Origin of the sequence: Plantactinospora solaniradicis, assembly GCF_042658085.1 — a bacterium.
Classification (GTDB): domain Bacteria; phylum Actinomycetota; class Actinomycetes; order Mycobacteriales; family Micromonosporaceae; genus Plantactinospora; species Plantactinospora solaniradicis.
The window spans coordinates 85,034-101,031 of record NZ_JBHSPR010000044.1; the positions used below are offsets into that span (position 1 = coordinate 85,034).

Genomic DNA, 15,998 nt, shown 5'->3' on the forward strand with positions numbered 1-15,998 from the left:
CAATCTCCTGTATCCGGTCTAAGGCAGCGAGGGCGGTACGAGCCGCATCCGGCCCGTACGCCTCAACCCTCGCCCTGTAGGTCTCTGGGATCTCCCGCTGTGCGTCAGCTACTATCCGGCGGATCTCTTCAATCAGACGGGGCCTCCCGGTAGGAGACCTCATCCACAAGGACCTCTAGAGAGAGAACCTTCTTTCCGGTCTCATGGTGTCTCCACGAGTCGATTCCCATCTCAGGATTGAGTGGCCACGGGAATTCGACGTCATTGATGAAAAGCCGGTCGACGTCGCGACCGGAAATCACAGTGGCCTTCAACATCTCTTCCGCCTCCTGTAGTCGTTGAGTACGTCCACCAGCTCTGTGAGAGCTGCGTCTGTGTCGTAGGGGTGGTCGTCGTTGCCGAGTCCGTAGTGCTGCCAGAGCCGGTAGCGACGGGCCTTGCTGAGGGACATCAGTGCCTCTGTGACGTCCGCCTGGACCTCTACGGCGTCCATCTCTCCTCGCCGGCTACGGGCGTCCCGAGGGACGTGCCCCCCGAGCCACCGGCCCCGGTCGAACGTCGTCGAGAGGATCAGGGCGACGTCGCTCCGCCTGTAGGAGTACTGAGCAGAGGTCGACAGCGCCTCAGCTCGTCGACGACCGGCGTACTCCTCCGCCACCAGGACCAGGACCCCAGCGGTCCGGGTGTCGTCGTAGTCCAGGTCGACGCGCTCGACGACCGCCAGGAGGTGATCCGTCACTTCCTGGACGCTGACGTCCGGGTAGTCGGCGGCCACCACCCCCGCGACGCGTGTCACCAGCTCGGCGACGTCGTCTGCGGTCAAGAGCAGTCCGGCTCTAGCTCAAGTACCTGTAGCGGTTCCGTCTCGCACTCGTCGGGGTAGCACCCGGGAAAGCTAACCGCCTCTCGAAATGCTCGCTCCGCTCCCGCCTGGTCTTCGGCAACAACTATGGTCGTGTACCGCTCCGTGACCGTGCCGTAAACCTCATACCTAGGCACTACAACCCACTCCGATCTACTCCCCCGAGGCGCTTATTCCCTCGGGACCACGCCCCGCAGTGCTTGCACTGATATCGCTGGTACTTCGATACCGAGGTGTACGCGTGTCCTTCCTTGCGCAGATCCTCCGACCCACACCGAGGACATCCGGGGGTGTCGTCGTAGAGACTGATGTTCGGGAAGTTTGGTATCCACGGCAACATCTCACCGAATACGTCTTCAAGGACCACGACGTCTCGGCGGTTATATTTCTCCATCTCCGCCCATGCTTCAGGGTCGTTGTTCATTACCCCGAGCCACATCCGAAACCCGCTGTGTTCTTCCTTTCCCCCCAACTGGAGGAGGTTGTTGGAGACGTACTGGAGTTTGTTAGATGGCAACCGGAATTGCTTCTTCGCAACCCGCATCAGGTCGATTTGCCGATACGGACTGGGAGGAGGCAACCCCTGCGTAAACATCTCTTGATTGAGAGTCGGGATATCAAAATCACGGCCGTTGTAGTGGACTACGGCGTCCGCCGCGTTTAGACGATCCCATGCCGCTCGCGCCATCCCCTCCGCTCCGTGGTCGCGGATCGAGAAGAATTCGACCTCCGGCTCACGGAGCCACTTCGTACTGAAGCAGAGCATGTATCCGGACTGGACGAGCATCTGTAGTGGGATATCTTGCTTCCACAGTCCCCAGACGTAGCCGAGGTTTGGCGCAGTCTCGATATCTATCAGAAGTGTTTTCAGCCGTGCCCCCAGTCGTAAAGGTCGTCAAGGTCTCCGTATTCGTTGTGCATCAACCCCATCAAATTGAAGACGGCTGCGGCGAGATGGTCTTCGTCTCGGTCGCCCGATCGGTAGGCTTCCACGTGCCGCAGCAACGACGCCATGTAGCTGCCGCTCGGGATGCCCTTCGTCCAGTTGTGCTCTCCGTAGCGCCTCGCGCCCTTCTCTAGATGCTCCGCCAGTCGGCGAAGGAGTAGCGGACTGATGAGGTCGTAGCGAAGCTTCCCCTCTTGGCTGTCGCGAACGGCACCCGAGGAGAACCGCTCCAAATCTGCCCAGGTCACCGCGTGGGTCTCGTCAAGGACGTGGTAGTGCGGATGCTCGGGTACGTCTCGCTGCTCTGGTACGCCGCCATACGAGAAGCGAGGACGATGGCCCAACGTCTCGTCTCGAATCTCTCTCCAGCTCCTAGCCAACCTCTTCTCCCTCACTATCGATCTCGTCGTTGTCGTCGTCGTTGACGAAGCTCATAGCTCCCAGCTCCGCTACCAACGCATCCCCCAGCGCCTCTGCGGAGTCATGACAGGCAGCCGTCAACGCATCCGCGATCTTGTCTAGCTGCTCGGCGATGGCGAGATGGGCTTTCACCAACGTCCGAATGGAAAGGACGATTCGTCGAGTCTCCTGGACGACCGCGCTGTTTAGCTCTAGCGCCTCGCCAAAAGCATCCGTCGGGTCGAATTCCTCAGTCACGCAATCCCACCAGCTCCCTCGTAGATTTGATGCCGTACGTGCAGTAGTGGTAATTGAGGTCATCCTCAGGCGCCTCCACTACTCGGCAGTCCTGGATATCTCTGCTGACTGCCTGCGCTAGCTCGCTGCCAGCCTTCCCGGCGTCAGCGACGAATACAACTTCCCTGTATCGGAACGCTCTCCAGTAGCCGGCCTTCCAGGCTTTTGCCCCTGGGATTCCTACCGTCGGTAGTCCACAAATCCAACCGGTGATGCAGTCGGTTTCGCCCTCGGTGACGTAGATCTTCTGGTGTGACTCCGTCAACACTCGTGTGTTGTAGAGCGTCGTGGGGACGCCCTTCACTCCCAGGTATTTGTAGTCCCCGGGGTCAGGATCGAGGCTGCGAAAGCGGATCTGGACGACACCACTACCGGTGAGATACGGGAAGCTAATCCGGTGAGGTGGGTCGCCTACGGCCGGACTGTCGGCGGTGTAGCCGAGACGAAATTCCGCCAGCGCCTCTTTCGTAATCCGCCTTTCCTCCACGAGGTATCCGAGGGCCGGGCCGGTTAGTCGACTGGCGTACTCTCTTGAATTCCTCTCCAGTGATCTCCTCGTAGCGTCTGACAGCATCACTGAAATCGCATAGCTCCCTCCACATGATCAGGCTGAAGACGTCACCTTTAGCGTCACAGGCATTGCACTTATAAGCTCCATCAGTGATGGAAACTCTGCCACTGGCACGCCTATCTCCATGGAAAGCACAACGCACAGTGCGCCATCCACCGGCATCCGGGAGAGTGTCATCGAATCCGTAATGGAGAAGGACAGCCCTGATATCTCTAGGCTCTCGCTCAATCGTTGCCTCGCATCAGCCGCAGGAAGAAGTCAACGGCCTCTTGGCCGCTGTACTCGCGATACTGGTTGGACGGGTCGTAGACCCCCCAATAGACTCGACTTCCCGGCGCATCTTGTCGCGGATCGTGCCACTTCCGGACCCAGGTAACAGTGATCGTTGCTCGCGCATCCTCCCCGCTCTCCCAGGTCCAGGAAGACCACCGATAGCCCTCAACGGCGTCGTGCCAGTTCATCTCTATCTTGACGCTGTCATTCGGTCCGAGGGTGTCGTCTGGCCAACAGATCCGAAAGGCGTCCCGTTCCATCTGCCGCTGCCACGAATCAGTCAAGCGTCTTCCTCCTCATCCTCGAAATCTTCCCAGTTGCAACAACTACAGTTGGAGTAGTCATCGAAGGTTTCATTCTGGCAGGGGTCGAGACACATCCCGCTCAGTCTGTACTCAGCCTTACTGCGGTCGTCGTAGCTCGCGAACTCGTCATCGGTGATCTCGCGATCACAGGTGTAACAGGTTCTAGTCATCGCCTCCGCTTCCTGATCTGTCGCTTCTTTCGAGGTCTTCCAGGCGCAATGACGTCTCTACCAAGAGCCTCCCGAGCAGGAGGCTTAGTGACGTAAGCTGCCGTTTTGATAAGCACCTCAGCGTTTCTCGCACCCAGGACTCGTTTGTTACAAAAGAAGCATAGGAGTCCTCTGACAAAACCCGTCTTATGATCGTGGTCAACAGCGAGGCTTTTGCCCGGCTTAGGCCGGGCGCCACAGATTCCACAACCGCCCCCCTGGTAATTCAGGATGTCGTCGTACTCTTCTAGGGTGATGCTGAAACAGGTCAGGATGTGGCGGCGCCTACCGGCCTTTTTCGAGCAGGCGCCGCCACAGAACTTCTTTTGCCGACCGGTCAGAATCCCCCCACATTCGACGCAGTCTGTCACTCGTAGAAAGTGACCTCACGAGTGACGGGCGCGACCTCTACCGTCGGTCCGTCCAGGTGGCCTCCGTCGCCGTAGGACTGATACCACCCGAGGCGCTTGAAATAACGGACCGCCCCCGCGCCGTCCGTTATCGAAATCACCACCCAGAATTCGTCGCCCTCGCCCTCGCCGCCGTAGCTGTCTACGACTCGTAGACTCCCCAGCTCCGTATGCTGGACCTGATCATGCGGGTAGAAATTGTTCCACCAGGCATCCCAACCGACATACCAGTCATCATCCGGCGTGCCCTCAATTACCCGGTCGAGGTCTTCGACGCTGTAGCTCATTTATCTCCTAGACGTAGTCGTACTCGGTGACGACACGGGGGGTTGCCTCCACAGGTCGGACGTTGCCACGCCACTCCGCGTCGCCGTAGGAATCGATGTCACAGTCTCGGCGGTAGAGCTGGCCGTCAACCTCCAGGACGATGAAGCCTTCACCCTCCTGAGCCGACCCGTAGGAGTCGTACGCCGTTTCCATGCTTCGCTTCAGGACCTTGACATCTCGGCCCGCCACGACAAACGCAGAGCCCTCGGGGTAGCTGTAGCTACTGTCAAGGCTGCTCCACGGAGCATTCGTCAAAATCTCCTCGGCAAACAGTCCGGGGTGGTCGTCAGACAGAGCGGTTGCACAGATGGGACAGCTAGCCACGGGTCTCCTCCAGTGGGATCAGATGGTGCTTTCGGCTGAGATGCCTAGAGACGTAGTCGGTGTCGGGTCGGTAGAGCTGGTCGTAGTTCTCGATGAGAAAGAGAGAACTCCTCCCCTTGGTCAGACTGGTAATCGTGCGCCGCAGAGCCCAGGCGTACGCGGCGCCTGGGGAGTGCTTGTATTCCTTCGGGACTAGGATCCGCTCAAGGGCGGTGGCGTAGACCTCTTCTCGAAAGAGCTGTAGCTGAGTCTCGTACGGCAGCTCCCAGACCTTTCTCATGTCCATCTGGACGGAGGCGCCGTCCTTCAGCACCGACTCATACAAAGGCCGCTCTCCGTAGGCGACGGAGACATGAATCGAGTCGTGGTCGTACCTCCGGCGGACTGCGTCCGCGAAGAAATCCATCGACTCCTGAGTGAGGTCGACCTTCTTTTTTCCGTGCTTCTCCTCCCACACGCTGTAGAGGAGTTTGTGTAGCTCGGGGATTAGCTCGGCACCCTTGGTCTTCAGCCACATCGCGTCGGAGATGTGCTTCCCCCAACTGCCATTCGGCAGCTCCCACGCACTGTGTGAGACCTTGATGGTGTATAGCTCGTCTAGGGTTGCGAACTCGGTAGCGGAACCACCCCACCATTCCGACAACCTCGGATGCCAGTAGACATCTCCCGAGTCCTCAGGGTTGTCGCTGAAAAGGTCGACGTCCTTTGGCTCACGGGGGAAGTCCGGCCACTGGTTGTAGATTGCAGTCGAGCCGATGATGACTCTCATCAACACTCCGGAATGAAATACTTGTAGTACCCGGTCCAGGTGTCGGAGACGTCCTCTAGTGCCTCGAATGAGCAGAGGGAGTCGTCAACGTCTACCACCTCCGTGAGTTTGCACGGGGTGAAACTCCCGTCCGCCTCAAGCCAAAACCCCTCTTCGCCTACTTCCATCTCACACTCCAAAAAGCCAGTAGTGCCAGTCTCGATTTCTCCCCCAGCGCCAAGCCACCCCGATCGGGCGGATGCCAGCGGCCATCAGTACTACCCTCATCCGCCTCGCATCCGTAGTTCGGTTATCGACTGTGGGTCGCGATCGAGGGAGGCAATGACATCCTCGGTGGTGGCAAATCGAACCACCGTTTCTCCGTCGTGAGTCCCGACGACAACCAGATGCTCCCCGAATTCATTGGGACCGACAATCGTCCCCGGAATAGGCGGAGAGGGATAGCGCATAAGCTTAGCCACCGAACCAACTCCTTTCAGGCAACCACGGAATCGAGGTAAACCAACCTCCATCGGACCTCGCGGGCCCAGTGGAGTTTTTGACTACGCTGACATTCAGCAACCCCGGGTCGGTCTGATGAAACGTCAGAATCAGCCGTGGACGCTTATCGACCTTGTTCATCAGACCATCCTTTCCGATCGGATAGTTGCCGTTCACATTCGGACCGGTGACGTGATGAAGGAAGGCGATGTGGGCGTTAGTTTCACGAGCTTTGCTACTCCCCCACAACAGCGCCTCTCGTTGATTAGCTCCCTCGTCGGCACCGTAGCCGGCGTCACAATCCATCAGGTTGTCAATCACAATCAAGCTCGGATACTGGCCATGCACCAGCGAATACGTCTCGATCTCTGCATCAAAATGGTCCAGCGTTGGACCGACCTTGAAGTCCCACCACGTATGTTCCGTGGCTTCGTGGAAGAGATCCCAACTGTCTTCTAGCCGTTCCTCAGCTTCGTCCTGCGTACAACCGAGCACAGCTTGAGCAATCCGAATACCTACGGTGTGCTGGTCGCTGTCGGAGCTGAAGTACAACGTTGGTATCGGATAGTCCCCGTCGTATCTTGCGTTTAGAGCCCAGTTGGACCAGAATGCTGTTTTACCACCTCCACTAGCGCCCGCCGAAAGACTGATTTGGCCGCGTCTCGCGAATGCCCTCATCCTCTCCAGAGAGGTGTAGGGGCAGGGCAAGGGGTCGCCTACCCGACCCCTTGCCCGCATCGCTAGTGACAGTGATGTCACTACTCGATCCACACCCCTTGACCCGAGCTGTCCTTGCAGCCGAAGGTGTTGCAGTAGAAACGATTCTTGTAGGGCTGGCCCTGTTTGTTTCGTTTCCCTCGCATGTCCTTCATTGGCCCATGAGTGGAGCAGCTAGGGACGTCTCCAGGCGGACCAGAGGACGCCGGACCGGGGCTGTTGGAGGTAGTAGGTGGACTGCTGAAGACTCCGTTAGCGAGGGCGATTTGCTTTGCGTCGCCCAGACTTTTGAAAATCGCTTCGGAGTGTTCAGCGAATCCCGCTACTACTTCCGACATCTGTTCGCCGTTACCGGCTCGGAGATTTACTAGATCCCCCTGGATAGTGGTGTTGATTTGGATGGCGTAGCCGTCTGACAAGTGGTCTCCTTATCTTCGTTCGTTATAGAGTTGCTGCCTTCGCTCGTGCCTCTCGGAACAGTAGCTCCGCCGCGAGCACTGCGATTTGTCCCGGCTGCATCGTGACTTCCATCAGTACCGCCCAGGTGTCCTGAGAGGTAGCCGGATCGCCCTTCAGCATCTCCGCGAACAGAAGAATGAGGCTGTCGGTGTGCTCTCGGACGGTAGCTTTGTGCTGGTCCAGCTCTGCAACCAACCCCGGTGGCATCGTCTTTTCACTGAATGGGTTGAACACTAATAACCTTCCCCGTGGATCGGATAGCTTGGCTAATGGGAGTCAACGTAATTCCCGGTGGCGTCGTACAGACTGAAGCTGTGCGGTACGCCGCAGCAACTACAGCCCAAAGCGTTCGCATATCTGCCGGTGACGTCTTCCCACTCAGCGATTGCCGATCGCAGGGATACCCCGTATCGCTTCGCGCTGGTCGCTAGTGCCCCTAGCCACCTGCCATCCGAATCCGGCTTGAACCACCGGCGATCTTGAGCCGCAATCCAGTCAACGACCCAACCGGCAGCCTCTAGGGCCTTCCAGTCTTCATCGTCCAACCACCACGACCCACCAGAGTTGGTGCTGCTGTACTCGACGTATCCCGATGTTGGTTCTGCGATCTCGCCTTCAAGAACCTGCCGCGCAAGCTCCTGCCCCCCGTTGTAAGTCGTCAAGCAACCTCCCCCTCGGTTTTGAATCCCTTCAGCCGGCAGTACGGACGCACTCCACAGAGGTCGCAGTGGTCACCTGGATTGGCCACGAAAACCCTGTGCTCGATCCCTCGATCGAGGGCGCCATACTCGCCCGCTAGATACTCCTCGGTGTACCGGTCAATGGGTTCCCAGTCGCTACAGACGCCGTCTTTGGCGTACCAGTACCGGGCGTGGCTAATCGGATTCGGGAGGTCTTCCACAAACAATCGATTAGCCACAAACCCATAGAGCCCCGGCTGACGGTAGTCAGTCTCGCGGTTCCCGGTTTTGATGTCCTCGATCGAAACCTTCTCAGATCTCGGCCACCACAGCATTCGGTCGATGGAGCCCTTGATAGTGACACCGTTTCCGAACGTCCACTCAAACTCAACCTCTATCGCGAGGTCTCCGAATGGGTCGGTCCAGATCTCCCAGTCCTCACGCTCTGCGTACTGGAGGTAATTCGGTATCCAAGACGTCAGCCCCCGATTGAGGCGGTTGGCGATGTCAGTATCAACAGTCTTCGTCCGGGGCGGTTTGATCCACTGATCGAGGTCGGGCTGACGCTCTTTTAGCTCTGCGATCCCTGCCCAGTAGTGCTCAGAGAAGTCGTCTTTGATCTTCTCTTCGCCGTAGCTTCGTCCGGCAATCTCCCAAGCGTCAACGGCTGTCTGAAAGGCGGTCCCCCCGATTAGCCAGCTCGCCGGGCGTGCTGGCAACCTCGGTCGCACCATCCGTTCCAGTCGGAACGCCTCACCACACCTGCTGTACCCCTTCAACTGCGAGACGCTACGGGTGTAGCGCCTCTTCTCCCCCGTGTCCATATCTCAATCATATCGACCAGGATCACTGAATCTAGGACGCATCGTGGACGCAGCGAAGATTTTCCATGAGAATCAGGGAGCACAGCGGGCACCACGGATCAGTTACCGCATCGATCGACAGTGTGTCTTGAACAGCCTCAGTGAAGCGCTGGCCACAACACGCCCTGTCCGCCGGTAGGCGGAGGTCACCGAAGATGGTCACACAGACGGTATGGGTTATCCACTCCTGTGCCTCCTCGGGCGCCTCAGAGGTAGTAGGTGAGGGCGTCGTCAGCACCCAGCACCTCCCGCGCTCTGTCAGCCGTCCAGCCGGACCCGTAGGTGCTCTGGTTGACTCGCTTCGCGACTCGCACGAGTTTGTCTCTGCCGCGTTGGAGCCGACCGACGATCTTCGCATTCCGAGCCATGTACCCGTTGCCCCCAGGCGGGTTCCACTCTCGTACACCAGGTGCGTACACAGTTAGTGGCCACTGTGGGCTGGGAGCCTCTTCTGTCGGCTCTCGAAACCCGCACATCTTCGCAGCCTCACGAACCACGGAGTCAATCCCGGTGGCGTCACCGGTGACAACCTCCATCGGGTCATGAAAGAGAATCAGACCCATTACCAGCGGCCATGCTGCCTTGCCCTGCTCGGGGGTCAGGATGTGACTCCCCACCACTGCCAGAATCACGGAATCTCCCACCCCTCTTTTTTCGCGAATGCCCTGAGCTTTTCCAACTCCTCGGCATCCTTCTTTTCTTTCTCTAGCTTCCTTTGGAACGGGCTCGGGGCGGAGAGGTACAGCACAACCGGAATCAGAGGCCACACCAGCCCGAGCATGCACCAGTGCGCAGCACGCTCCCTTGACTGCACGGCGTCTTTTTTCCTCGTACATCTACAACTGCCCTCGTGGTGGTATGCCCACGTCCGACCGTGGGCTACGCATTTCTTCGGTACCCACTCGTACCGGTGGTAGTACTCCTCAGCCTTCCGGTTGAAAATCCACCTCGCACAGACAACTCCGAGGACGGCATAACCGAGGGCAATCACCAGAGCCGTCACCACATCACCGCCAGCCCCACAGGGCCAAGCGACAGGCAGACGTATTTGTATCGGAAACCCAGTTGTACGACCGGGCCGAACGTCAAACCGGCTACCCAGTCTCCGGGGTCAAGGGACACCTGGAAAGCACACTTCTGCCAATACCAGTTCTTCTCTGAGTACCACGGAAGCTTGAGGTCTTCCAACTTCACCACAACACCTCCTCTCTCTCCTCTGAGAACAGATCTTCTATCCCCGTCACTTCTTCCCCGCTGACGCTTTCGAAACTCTGCCGGTGGAGCGGAGCGACAACCCCCCGCAGTGTCGGGCCACACTTCCACCTCAACAAGTCCCCGTCCCACAAGAAATCGACGGGGTACTCGTCTTTGGTGCTCGGCGATTGCGGAGTACGCAGTAGCCGGAACTTCGTAAACCGTGCCGCCCGGATCGCGAACGGCGTACTAGGGTCCGCTACGGGGTTGGGAGCGAAGGACAGGATGTTTACAACCGGCTGGAAGTCTGGTGGGTCTTCGGCCAGCGGCCAATCGTGCTCGTCGAGGTCGAGGTGTCCGGCGGTCTCGGACAGGAAGATCTCTCCGTCGTAGTCTCGGAGCGTCTTCTCTAGATCCTTGACCTCTTTGAGCGCCAGGAACCAACTGAAGTCCTCTGAGACCTCCGCCGGGGCGTGGTCAGCCAGGGCTACGTAGTCATCACAGGCCCACACCGTCAGGGTCGACAGGTCGGCGCTGCCGCCCAGGGCGACGACCCCCCCGAGGGAAGAGTCTTTCGCGCTGAATTGGATGGCGTTGTAGCAAAGGCGAGAGAGGTCAGCGGATAGGATCTTCATCCGACTTCCCCAGCCCTCGTAGTACCATCTGCGTTGCTTCATCAACACTGACGCCAGTTACCGCCGCGACCTCGCAACAGAAGTTGTGAACGTCATTGAGGTAGGCTTTCTCATCGTCCGAGAGGTCTTCCCATTTCGTGCCTTCTGTCCCGCTCACTCTTCCCGGCCCTTCTCCCAGCTAACACAGAACCGACCGAGGGACAGCATGACCCAATAGAAGGGGCCACCGAGCCGCAGAAAAAACCAGCCCCGTTTGCTCTGAAGTCTCATTTCGACTTCTCGCGGGAGCTGTAGTCAGCTCCCGACCGAGCCCAACTGACGACCCGATACAGAAACCCTGATCCCTCGTACCAATCTCGACCACGCCACCACACCAGCTCCGTCTCAACCCACTGACCGACGTCGTCGTAGCCGGTGAGGACTTGGCTGCTGTGGTTCGACCATTGCGCACGAGAGAGGTTGGTCGTGGGCTTCCCCTCCATCAGTCTTCGTCCTCCTCTTCTCCGTCGTTGTCGACGTCGACATATTTCCGCTCGGTGATGTAGCTCTGCGCGCTTTCGCTTATCCCGACCTCTCGCAGCATCGAGCGAAATCGGCGGGCAACCTGATAGCTATCGGCAAGCTCAGTGAAGTTGAACTTCTCGCCGTTCTGCTCGAATCCGAGGCTTGTCGGCAGCGTGATCGTCAGTCGAAGCTTCTGGCGCTTCGGAGGTTCGATGCCGATCTCTTGTAGTGCCATCTCCACCACCGAACAGAGATCGTGTGCACGGGCGTACTTCAGCGCGACGTCACCAACCCGCGCCTTGAAACTCTCCAACTGCGCTCGGACTTCGTCAGCGGTGGCCTCGTTGACGACATCCCCCGGCCACGGCGCATCCGGGGTGACCTCGATTGCTGCCGTACCATTCAGTCGGTTTGCGTTCCGGATGAAGCCGTTGACGCAGCAACCCCTGACAGTGACGTCTACCCCGCTGCGCTCTCCACCAGGGCTAGTCACCACAACCCGGACGGTTTTGCGATCTTCGGTACTGTGGGCGCCCGACCCCATCTCGCCAAAGGCTGCGTTGGCCGCAGCGCGGGCGTGATAAGTCCTCGGGACAATTCGCACTTCTTCGATCTTCGTGGCCACTGTCTCTTACTCCCCGTTGTATGGTTCCCAAGCAATACCCTCGCGGGTATGCGTGCCTACTCGTGCATGGTGAGGAGTCGCGCGTGTGCCGTGACTCCCGATGGAATGCCTTCGTGCCTGTCTGACAGCTCTATGTCGGTCGTGCCCGTGCTCTTGGTAGTGGTCGCAGTCGACACAATCGACGACGCTCCCGCCCACGACCACACACCTCTCCCAGTTGCGACACCTCGCACACCAGATCTCTTCTCCGGTGGTCGGTGGCACAGCAAAGAGAGTTTCGTAGCCGCAGTCAAAGATTGCAGTGTGGAGCTGCCGATTTAGCTCTGAAGACCTCCACGACGATCCGTGGTCACCGACGCACAGAGCCCCCCTGATGACGACCTGTGCTAGCGACTGAGGGCGACCGGTCGAAACCAATCCCCCGAGTGCGCCTTGCGTCATGTCGTCTCCGTGCGCTCCCCCCATCCAGCTCCTCTCGGTCGTGCTGCGAAAAACTGGGATTTTCGCAGCGGCGTGAGGACAACGCTAGTCCGGCGGTCGAGGCGTTGCCAAGTCCGGTTGGTCCCCTCTTGGGCTGGTCTGCTCTGTGATCTACCTCACGAAAGTGCGTCCCGGATTTGACAGACCAGCGTGATATGTGTTTGTTATCTGGGGCTGATCTGTCCGGTTTTGTGGTGGTGACACTGATAACTAGTTAGAGGCTCGTAGAGCCGACAAGGCTCTTACCCCTCGCCTCTAACCCTCTGGGGGCCGGGAAACCGGCCCTACTCCTAGTAGACTTATAGATAGGGATCGAACGGTGGTGTTCGATCCCATAAGAGATGGGCAACCGCCTACAAGCGGTTGCCCTAGTACTACTAGGGGAGAAAACAGTACTTGACCAATGATGAAGCCGCAGGCTACCTAGGTCTCTGCCGCAAGGCGGCATGGATAGCTACCAAGGGCACCAATGCCGACGTCGAAGACGTCACACAGGAGTTGTTTCTTTGGGTTCTAGAGACGAAGGCTATCGAGTCGCCTTCGTATAAAGGGTTAGCGAGCCTCCTCGTGAAGGAGGCTCGCAGTTATATAGCAGACCAGCGAAACCAAGCCTCCCCTCTGGGGTGGAGCCCTGAGCCCTGGACGACGGACGAGATCCGGGCAGCTCTCCGAGCTGGCTACCGGGAGCTGCCTCCGCAGCTCTCAGAGGCCCTGGCATCCGACAGGATGCCCCAGGGCTACAGAGACGTCCTGGAGGCGACCTACGGCCGGGGAGAGATGCCTCCGAGGGGGTCCGCCCTGCGTCGGCGGATGTACCGGGCTGTAGACCGGCTACAGGAGGTCGTCAACTGGCCGCTGGCCGGCATCCCCGGTGGTGTCGTCGACATCCACGACCTTACCGACACCGAGGACGGTTGGCTGTCGACAGCCGCAGACAGAGGGACCGAGCAGCGCCGGGAGTTGAGTGCCCGTGGTGCGCTGCTCGGTCGGGTAGCTCTGGCTAGCTCTTAGTCCTGATCCTCACCTGAGGTTTGCCTGCGCTCCCACTCTTTCTTCTGTTTGGCAAGCTCCCGCAGTTTCCGCGCGACCTCCGCTGCGTCGGACTCTTCACTCATCTTCAGTTCCTCTCTGGGGGTGTGGTTTCCTCGGGGTGCTTGTCCTTACAAGCCGGACAGACCACGAGGTTTTCTGTGTTGGTCACGGGGTTGATTACTATGACTAGCCCTGAGCCTTTGCAGTTTCGGCAGTTTGGATCGGCCATCGTCCCTCCAGGAGAGGTGGTCCCCGGACGGGGTGACACTGATAACAACATGAGAGGCGAATAAGCCCGCCGTAACCAGAACTACTCTTGATCATGCTGGATTCCCGGCGGTTTTGCTCTCACTTTCCACCGCTCTTTAAGGACATAGTCCGTTAGATCTAACCCACCGACAAACAGTCGGACCCGAGCGGTCCGCTCTTGGGCTAGGTCGTAGAAATGTTGATATAACTCCGGCAATCTACTCTCCGTGATTATCCAGCCCGTGATTACCCCTCGGGGATCATGGCCAGGCGGATACCAAGTACTTATGTAGGCCCTAATGACCCCCGGTTCGGAGAAGTCTTCGCCGCAAAAGGTTGTTGCCATTACCAGACCATCCCTCCACGAAACGCTGATGACTGTTGCTGAGGCTTACGCCCTTCGGGGGACGTGCTCACGCCTACAGGTCGGCGCGGTAATTGCCGACAGCAGGGGCGTAGTCCTCTCATCCGGATACAACGGCGCTCCTGCGGGGATGCCACACTGTGACCACACTGACTCTTCTGAGCCGTGCCGACTGAGCGTCCATGCGGAGATCAATGCGTTGTTGTGGGCAGCTCGGCGAGGGGTGGCAACAGAAGGCTCATGCGTCTACGTGACGCATGAGCCCTGCTACAACTGCTCTTTGGCACTCATCCAGGCGGGGATAACGGAGGTTCGGTATCGGTACTCCTATGGCCGCAACAGCGGCGTCCCACTGCTAATCGGTGCGTCGATCGACGTCTCATCTGTGTCGCTGGTAGGGGCCGAATAGACTTCGGCGCCACTCGGCCCGCCGCTCTGGTGCGGCGTCTTTCCAGAGTGCCCACAGAATGATCCCTCCGACGAAGACCACGAGCCCGACTACTCCGAGGCAAAGCCACCTCACAGAATCCAAGCTTCCTGAAGAATGGCGTCCGCCTCTTTCAGCGGTTCGCACACACCGTAGGTCCCACATTTGTTACACCGCCCGGAATAGTCTGGCCAGTGGACGGCACGGACGCTCCCCGCAGCGCTGACGAGCTTGATGTTGATGGGCGGGTAGGTCACCACCCCATCCGCCTCAGGTGTTGTCTCCTCTGGTGATGTTCTCTGCTGTGGCACCCTCGGTGCCGGCTGGTCACTCATGCCCCTGGCTCCGTTCCCTGACGCTGCCCAAGTCGGAGGTTCGCCCCTCGCGGCCCGGGGTCCTCGTCGAGCTGCTTGCGCTCTCCGGGCGCCCACCCGGGCGCGTACGCGCTCTGTCCGGTGATCACAAATGTCTCTAGCGGCGTGGTCCTGGTGCCTGTTCTCCATCGGCCGATCTGATTCCTGAGCCCCATCTCCTGACCTCCCGCATGAACGACGGAGGGGAGCACGGCAACCAGGGGGGTTGTTGCCGTGCTCCCCCGTGAGTCAGGGTGTGTCCTGCTCTCCTGTGGAGATGAAGCGGGTCGAACTCAGGCTCACCCTGACTCTCTGGCGTGGACGTTGTGAGAGTTGGCCTGGCACGGTAACTACTCACGAGGTTGGGACCACGTCCACTCGCAGACACGTTTGCCGGTCCGGCCTGGCCTCCCTTAAACCCAGGCGGAGCCACGCGCCTACTGTGCACGACGCCTCCGGCGGTATAGCTCCCCGCACTGTGCGCCGCACAGTGCGACCATCTCATGGTGAGGCGTAGACCACAAGGGGTCAGATCGCAGACACAGAAAGAGCCGGCACCCGTAGGTGCCGGCTCCCTGGTTGAGCTGGTGATCAGCGCACGAAGCCCGTACCGGCTGCCTCCTTCACGCCCTCCACGAAGGACGTCCAAGCCGCTGGCCGGAAGGACAGGACCGGTCCGGCCACGTCCTTGCTGTCTCGCACCTGAGCGTTGTACCCCGCCCTGCGTGCCTCTACGCAGTTGGCTCCGTTGGCGCTCTTGCTGCTCTTGCGCCACTGAGGTTGCAACATCGTTCGGTCCTCCTCGCTACTACTGGCAACTCTCGGCTGCCTCGTAGATCAGTCTTGCACTCGTAGCCTTGTCCATCGCCAGCGCCTCCGACGTCATTTGATCGAACAGAGTTTCGTAGCGTCGCACCAGGACGGGATCGGTGATCAGCCTGCCTGCGTCGTTGCTGTCGGCATCCACCAGGCTCAACCCGCTTGGTCGTCGGTACGTGAGGATCGTAAAGGGGTTCTGCGGAAGATAACCCGTGCCGTACACGGCTTTACTTCGCAAGATCTGAATCGAGACACGGGGATGAGTGGTTGCGACCTCATAGAGGTGCATCAACTGCTGATGCCAGACATCTACAGGCGCGGAACGTCGATCAATTACTTGTGGTTCAAGTCGGATATCAAGGATCGCTTTCGAGTTAGCGAATTCCTCTTGACGCCTGAGACGGCCGTTAATCATTCCTATGACG

General features: G+C 59.1%; 23 protein-coding genes and 1 pseudogene. 2 read left to right on the forward strand and 22 right to left on the reverse strand.

Annotated features, from left to right (window positions below; genetic code table 11):
• Positions 1-128: 128 nt before the first annotated feature.
• From ACFP2T_RS35795 to ACFP2T_RS35890, 20 genes and pseudogenes are all read right to left on the reverse strand, one after another.
• Entirely contained in the window at positions 129-317 is a 189-nt protein-coding gene (locus ACFP2T_RS35795; protein ID WP_377429795.1) for a hypothetical protein, read from the reverse strand.
• Positions 311-823, reverse strand: a complete 513-nt coding sequence (locus ACFP2T_RS35800) for a hypothetical protein (RefSeq protein WP_377429797.1) — start codon at positions 821-823, stop codon at positions 311-313. Before ACFP2T_RS35800 ends, ACFP2T_RS35795 begins: the two co-directional genes overlap by 7 nt.
• A gap of 175 nt (positions 824-998) precedes the next feature.
• Positions 999-1,649 (reverse strand): ribonuclease H-like domain-containing protein, encoded by a 651-nt coding sequence (locus ACFP2T_RS35805; protein WP_377429799.1) that lies wholly within the window; start codon positions 1,647-1,649, stop codon positions 999-1,001.
• A gap of 80 nt (positions 1,650-1,729) precedes the next feature.
• A complete protein-coding gene (locus ACFP2T_RS35810; protein ID WP_377429802.1) occupies positions 1,730-2,203 on the reverse strand; it encodes a dATP/dGTP diphosphohydrolase domain-containing protein in 474 nt (157 codons plus the stop codon).
• Complete coding sequence (locus tag ACFP2T_RS35815) at positions 2,181-2,465, reverse strand: hypothetical protein (RefSeq protein ID WP_377429804.1); 285 nt, start codon at positions 2,463-2,465, stop codon at positions 2,181-2,183. Before ACFP2T_RS35815 ends, ACFP2T_RS35810 begins: the two co-directional genes overlap by 23 nt.
• Positions 2,458-3,078 (reverse strand): toprim domain-containing protein, encoded by a 621-nt coding sequence (locus ACFP2T_RS35820; RefSeq protein WP_377429854.1) that lies wholly within the window; start codon positions 3,076-3,078, stop codon positions 2,458-2,460. The genes ACFP2T_RS35815 and ACFP2T_RS35820 overlap by 8 nt, the downstream gene beginning before the upstream one ends.
• Positions 3,079-3,100: 22 nt before the next feature.
• Positions 3,101-3,217, reverse strand: a pseudogene (locus tag ACFP2T_RS35825) (CHC2 zinc finger domain-containing protein); the annotation flags it as partial.
• A gap of 82 nt (positions 3,218-3,299) precedes the next feature.
• Positions 3,300-3,632, reverse strand: coding sequence for a hypothetical protein (locus tag ACFP2T_RS35830; RefSeq protein WP_377429806.1), 333 nt, complete (start codon positions 3,630-3,632; stop codon positions 3,300-3,302).
• 187 nt (positions 3,633-3,819) lie between these two features.
• The gene (locus ACFP2T_RS35835; protein WP_377429809.1) at positions 3,820-4,233 is read right to left on the reverse strand and encodes an endonuclease domain-containing protein; all 414 of its coding nucleotides are present in this window, start codon (positions 4,231-4,233) and stop codon (positions 3,820-3,822) included.
• Positions 4,230-4,559, reverse strand: a complete 330-nt coding sequence (locus ACFP2T_RS35840) for a hypothetical protein (protein ID WP_377429811.1) — start codon at positions 4,557-4,559, stop codon at positions 4,230-4,232. Before ACFP2T_RS35840 ends, ACFP2T_RS35835 begins: the two co-directional genes overlap by 4 nt.
• A 7-nt stretch (positions 4,560-4,566) precedes the next feature.
• On the reverse strand, positions 4,567-4,923 hold the full coding sequence (locus ACFP2T_RS35845) for a hypothetical protein (protein ID WP_377429814.1): 357 nt from the start codon (positions 4,921-4,923) through the stop codon (positions 4,567-4,569).
• On the reverse strand, positions 4,916-5,692 hold the full coding sequence (locus ACFP2T_RS35850) for a DUF7275 domain-containing protein (protein WP_377429816.1): 777 nt from the start codon (positions 5,690-5,692) through the stop codon (positions 4,916-4,918). The genes ACFP2T_RS35845 and ACFP2T_RS35850 overlap by 8 nt, the downstream gene beginning before the upstream one ends.
• A gap of 453 nt (positions 5,693-6,145) precedes the next feature.
• Positions 6,146-6,910 carry an AAA family ATPase gene (locus ACFP2T_RS35855; protein WP_377429851.1) on the reverse strand — a complete coding sequence of 255 codons (765 nt, stop codon included), beginning with the start codon at positions 6,908-6,910 and terminating at the stop codon, positions 6,146-6,148.
• 420 nt (positions 6,911-7,330) lie between these two features.
• Positions 7,331-7,582, reverse strand: coding sequence for a hypothetical protein (locus ACFP2T_RS35860; RefSeq protein WP_377429818.1), 252 nt, complete (start codon positions 7,580-7,582; stop codon positions 7,331-7,333).
• 424 nt (positions 7,583-8,006) lie between these two features.
• The gene (locus ACFP2T_RS35865) at positions 8,007-8,852 is read right to left on the reverse strand and encodes a PD-(D/E)XK nuclease family protein (RefSeq protein WP_377429821.1); all 846 of its coding nucleotides are present in this window, start codon (positions 8,850-8,852) and stop codon (positions 8,007-8,009) included.
• Positions 8,853-9,097: 245 nt separating this feature from the next.
• Positions 9,098-9,523, reverse strand: a complete 426-nt coding sequence (locus ACFP2T_RS35870; protein WP_377429823.1) for a hypothetical protein — start codon at positions 9,521-9,523, stop codon at positions 9,098-9,100.
• Positions 9,520-9,894: a hypothetical protein gene (locus ACFP2T_RS35875; protein WP_377429826.1), complete on the reverse strand. Its 375-nt coding sequence runs from the start codon at positions 9,892-9,894 to the stop codon at positions 9,520-9,522. Before ACFP2T_RS35875 ends, ACFP2T_RS35870 begins: the two co-directional genes overlap by 4 nt.
• Entirely contained in the window at positions 9,891-10,088 is a 198-nt protein-coding gene (locus tag ACFP2T_RS35880; protein ID WP_377429829.1) for a hypothetical protein, read from the reverse strand. Before ACFP2T_RS35880 ends, ACFP2T_RS35875 begins: the two co-directional genes overlap by 4 nt.
• On the reverse strand, positions 10,082-10,720 hold the full coding sequence (locus tag ACFP2T_RS35885) for a hypothetical protein (protein WP_377429831.1): 639 nt from the start codon (positions 10,718-10,720) through the stop codon (positions 10,082-10,084). Before ACFP2T_RS35885 ends, ACFP2T_RS35880 begins: the two co-directional genes overlap by 7 nt.
• Positions 10,721-11,201: 481 nt before the next feature.
• On the reverse strand, positions 11,202-11,849 hold the full coding sequence (locus ACFP2T_RS35890; RefSeq protein ID WP_377429833.1) for a hypothetical protein: 648 nt from the start codon (positions 11,847-11,849) through the stop codon (positions 11,202-11,204).
• Positions 11,850-12,725: 876 nt separating this feature from the next.
• Here ACFP2T_RS35890 and ACFP2T_RS35895 point away from each other — a divergent pair.
• Both ACFP2T_RS35895 and ACFP2T_RS35900 read left to right on the forward strand, forming a co-directional pair.
• On the forward strand, positions 12,726-13,340 hold the full coding sequence (locus ACFP2T_RS35895) for a sigma-70 RNA polymerase sigma factor region 4 domain-containing protein (protein WP_377429835.1): 615 nt from the start codon (positions 12,726-12,728) through the stop codon (positions 13,338-13,340).
• 569 nt (positions 13,341-13,909) lie between these two features.
• A complete protein-coding gene (locus ACFP2T_RS35900; RefSeq protein ID WP_377429838.1) occupies positions 13,910-14,383 on the forward strand; it encodes a deoxycytidylate deaminase in 474 nt (157 codons plus the stop codon).
• Positions 14,384-15,345: 962 nt separating this feature from the next.
• Here ACFP2T_RS35900 and ACFP2T_RS35905 read toward each other — a convergent pair.
• Both ACFP2T_RS35905 and ACFP2T_RS35910 read right to left on the reverse strand, forming a co-directional pair.
• Complete coding sequence (locus tag ACFP2T_RS35905) at positions 15,346-15,543, reverse strand: DUF397 domain-containing protein (protein WP_377429841.1); 198 nt, start codon at positions 15,541-15,543, stop codon at positions 15,346-15,348.
• A gap of 19 nt (positions 15,544-15,562) precedes the next feature.
• Positions 15,563-15,998 (reverse strand): Scr1 family TA system antitoxin-like transcriptional regulator (locus ACFP2T_RS35910; protein WP_377429844.1); only part of this gene is annotated, 436 nt, incomplete at its 5' end.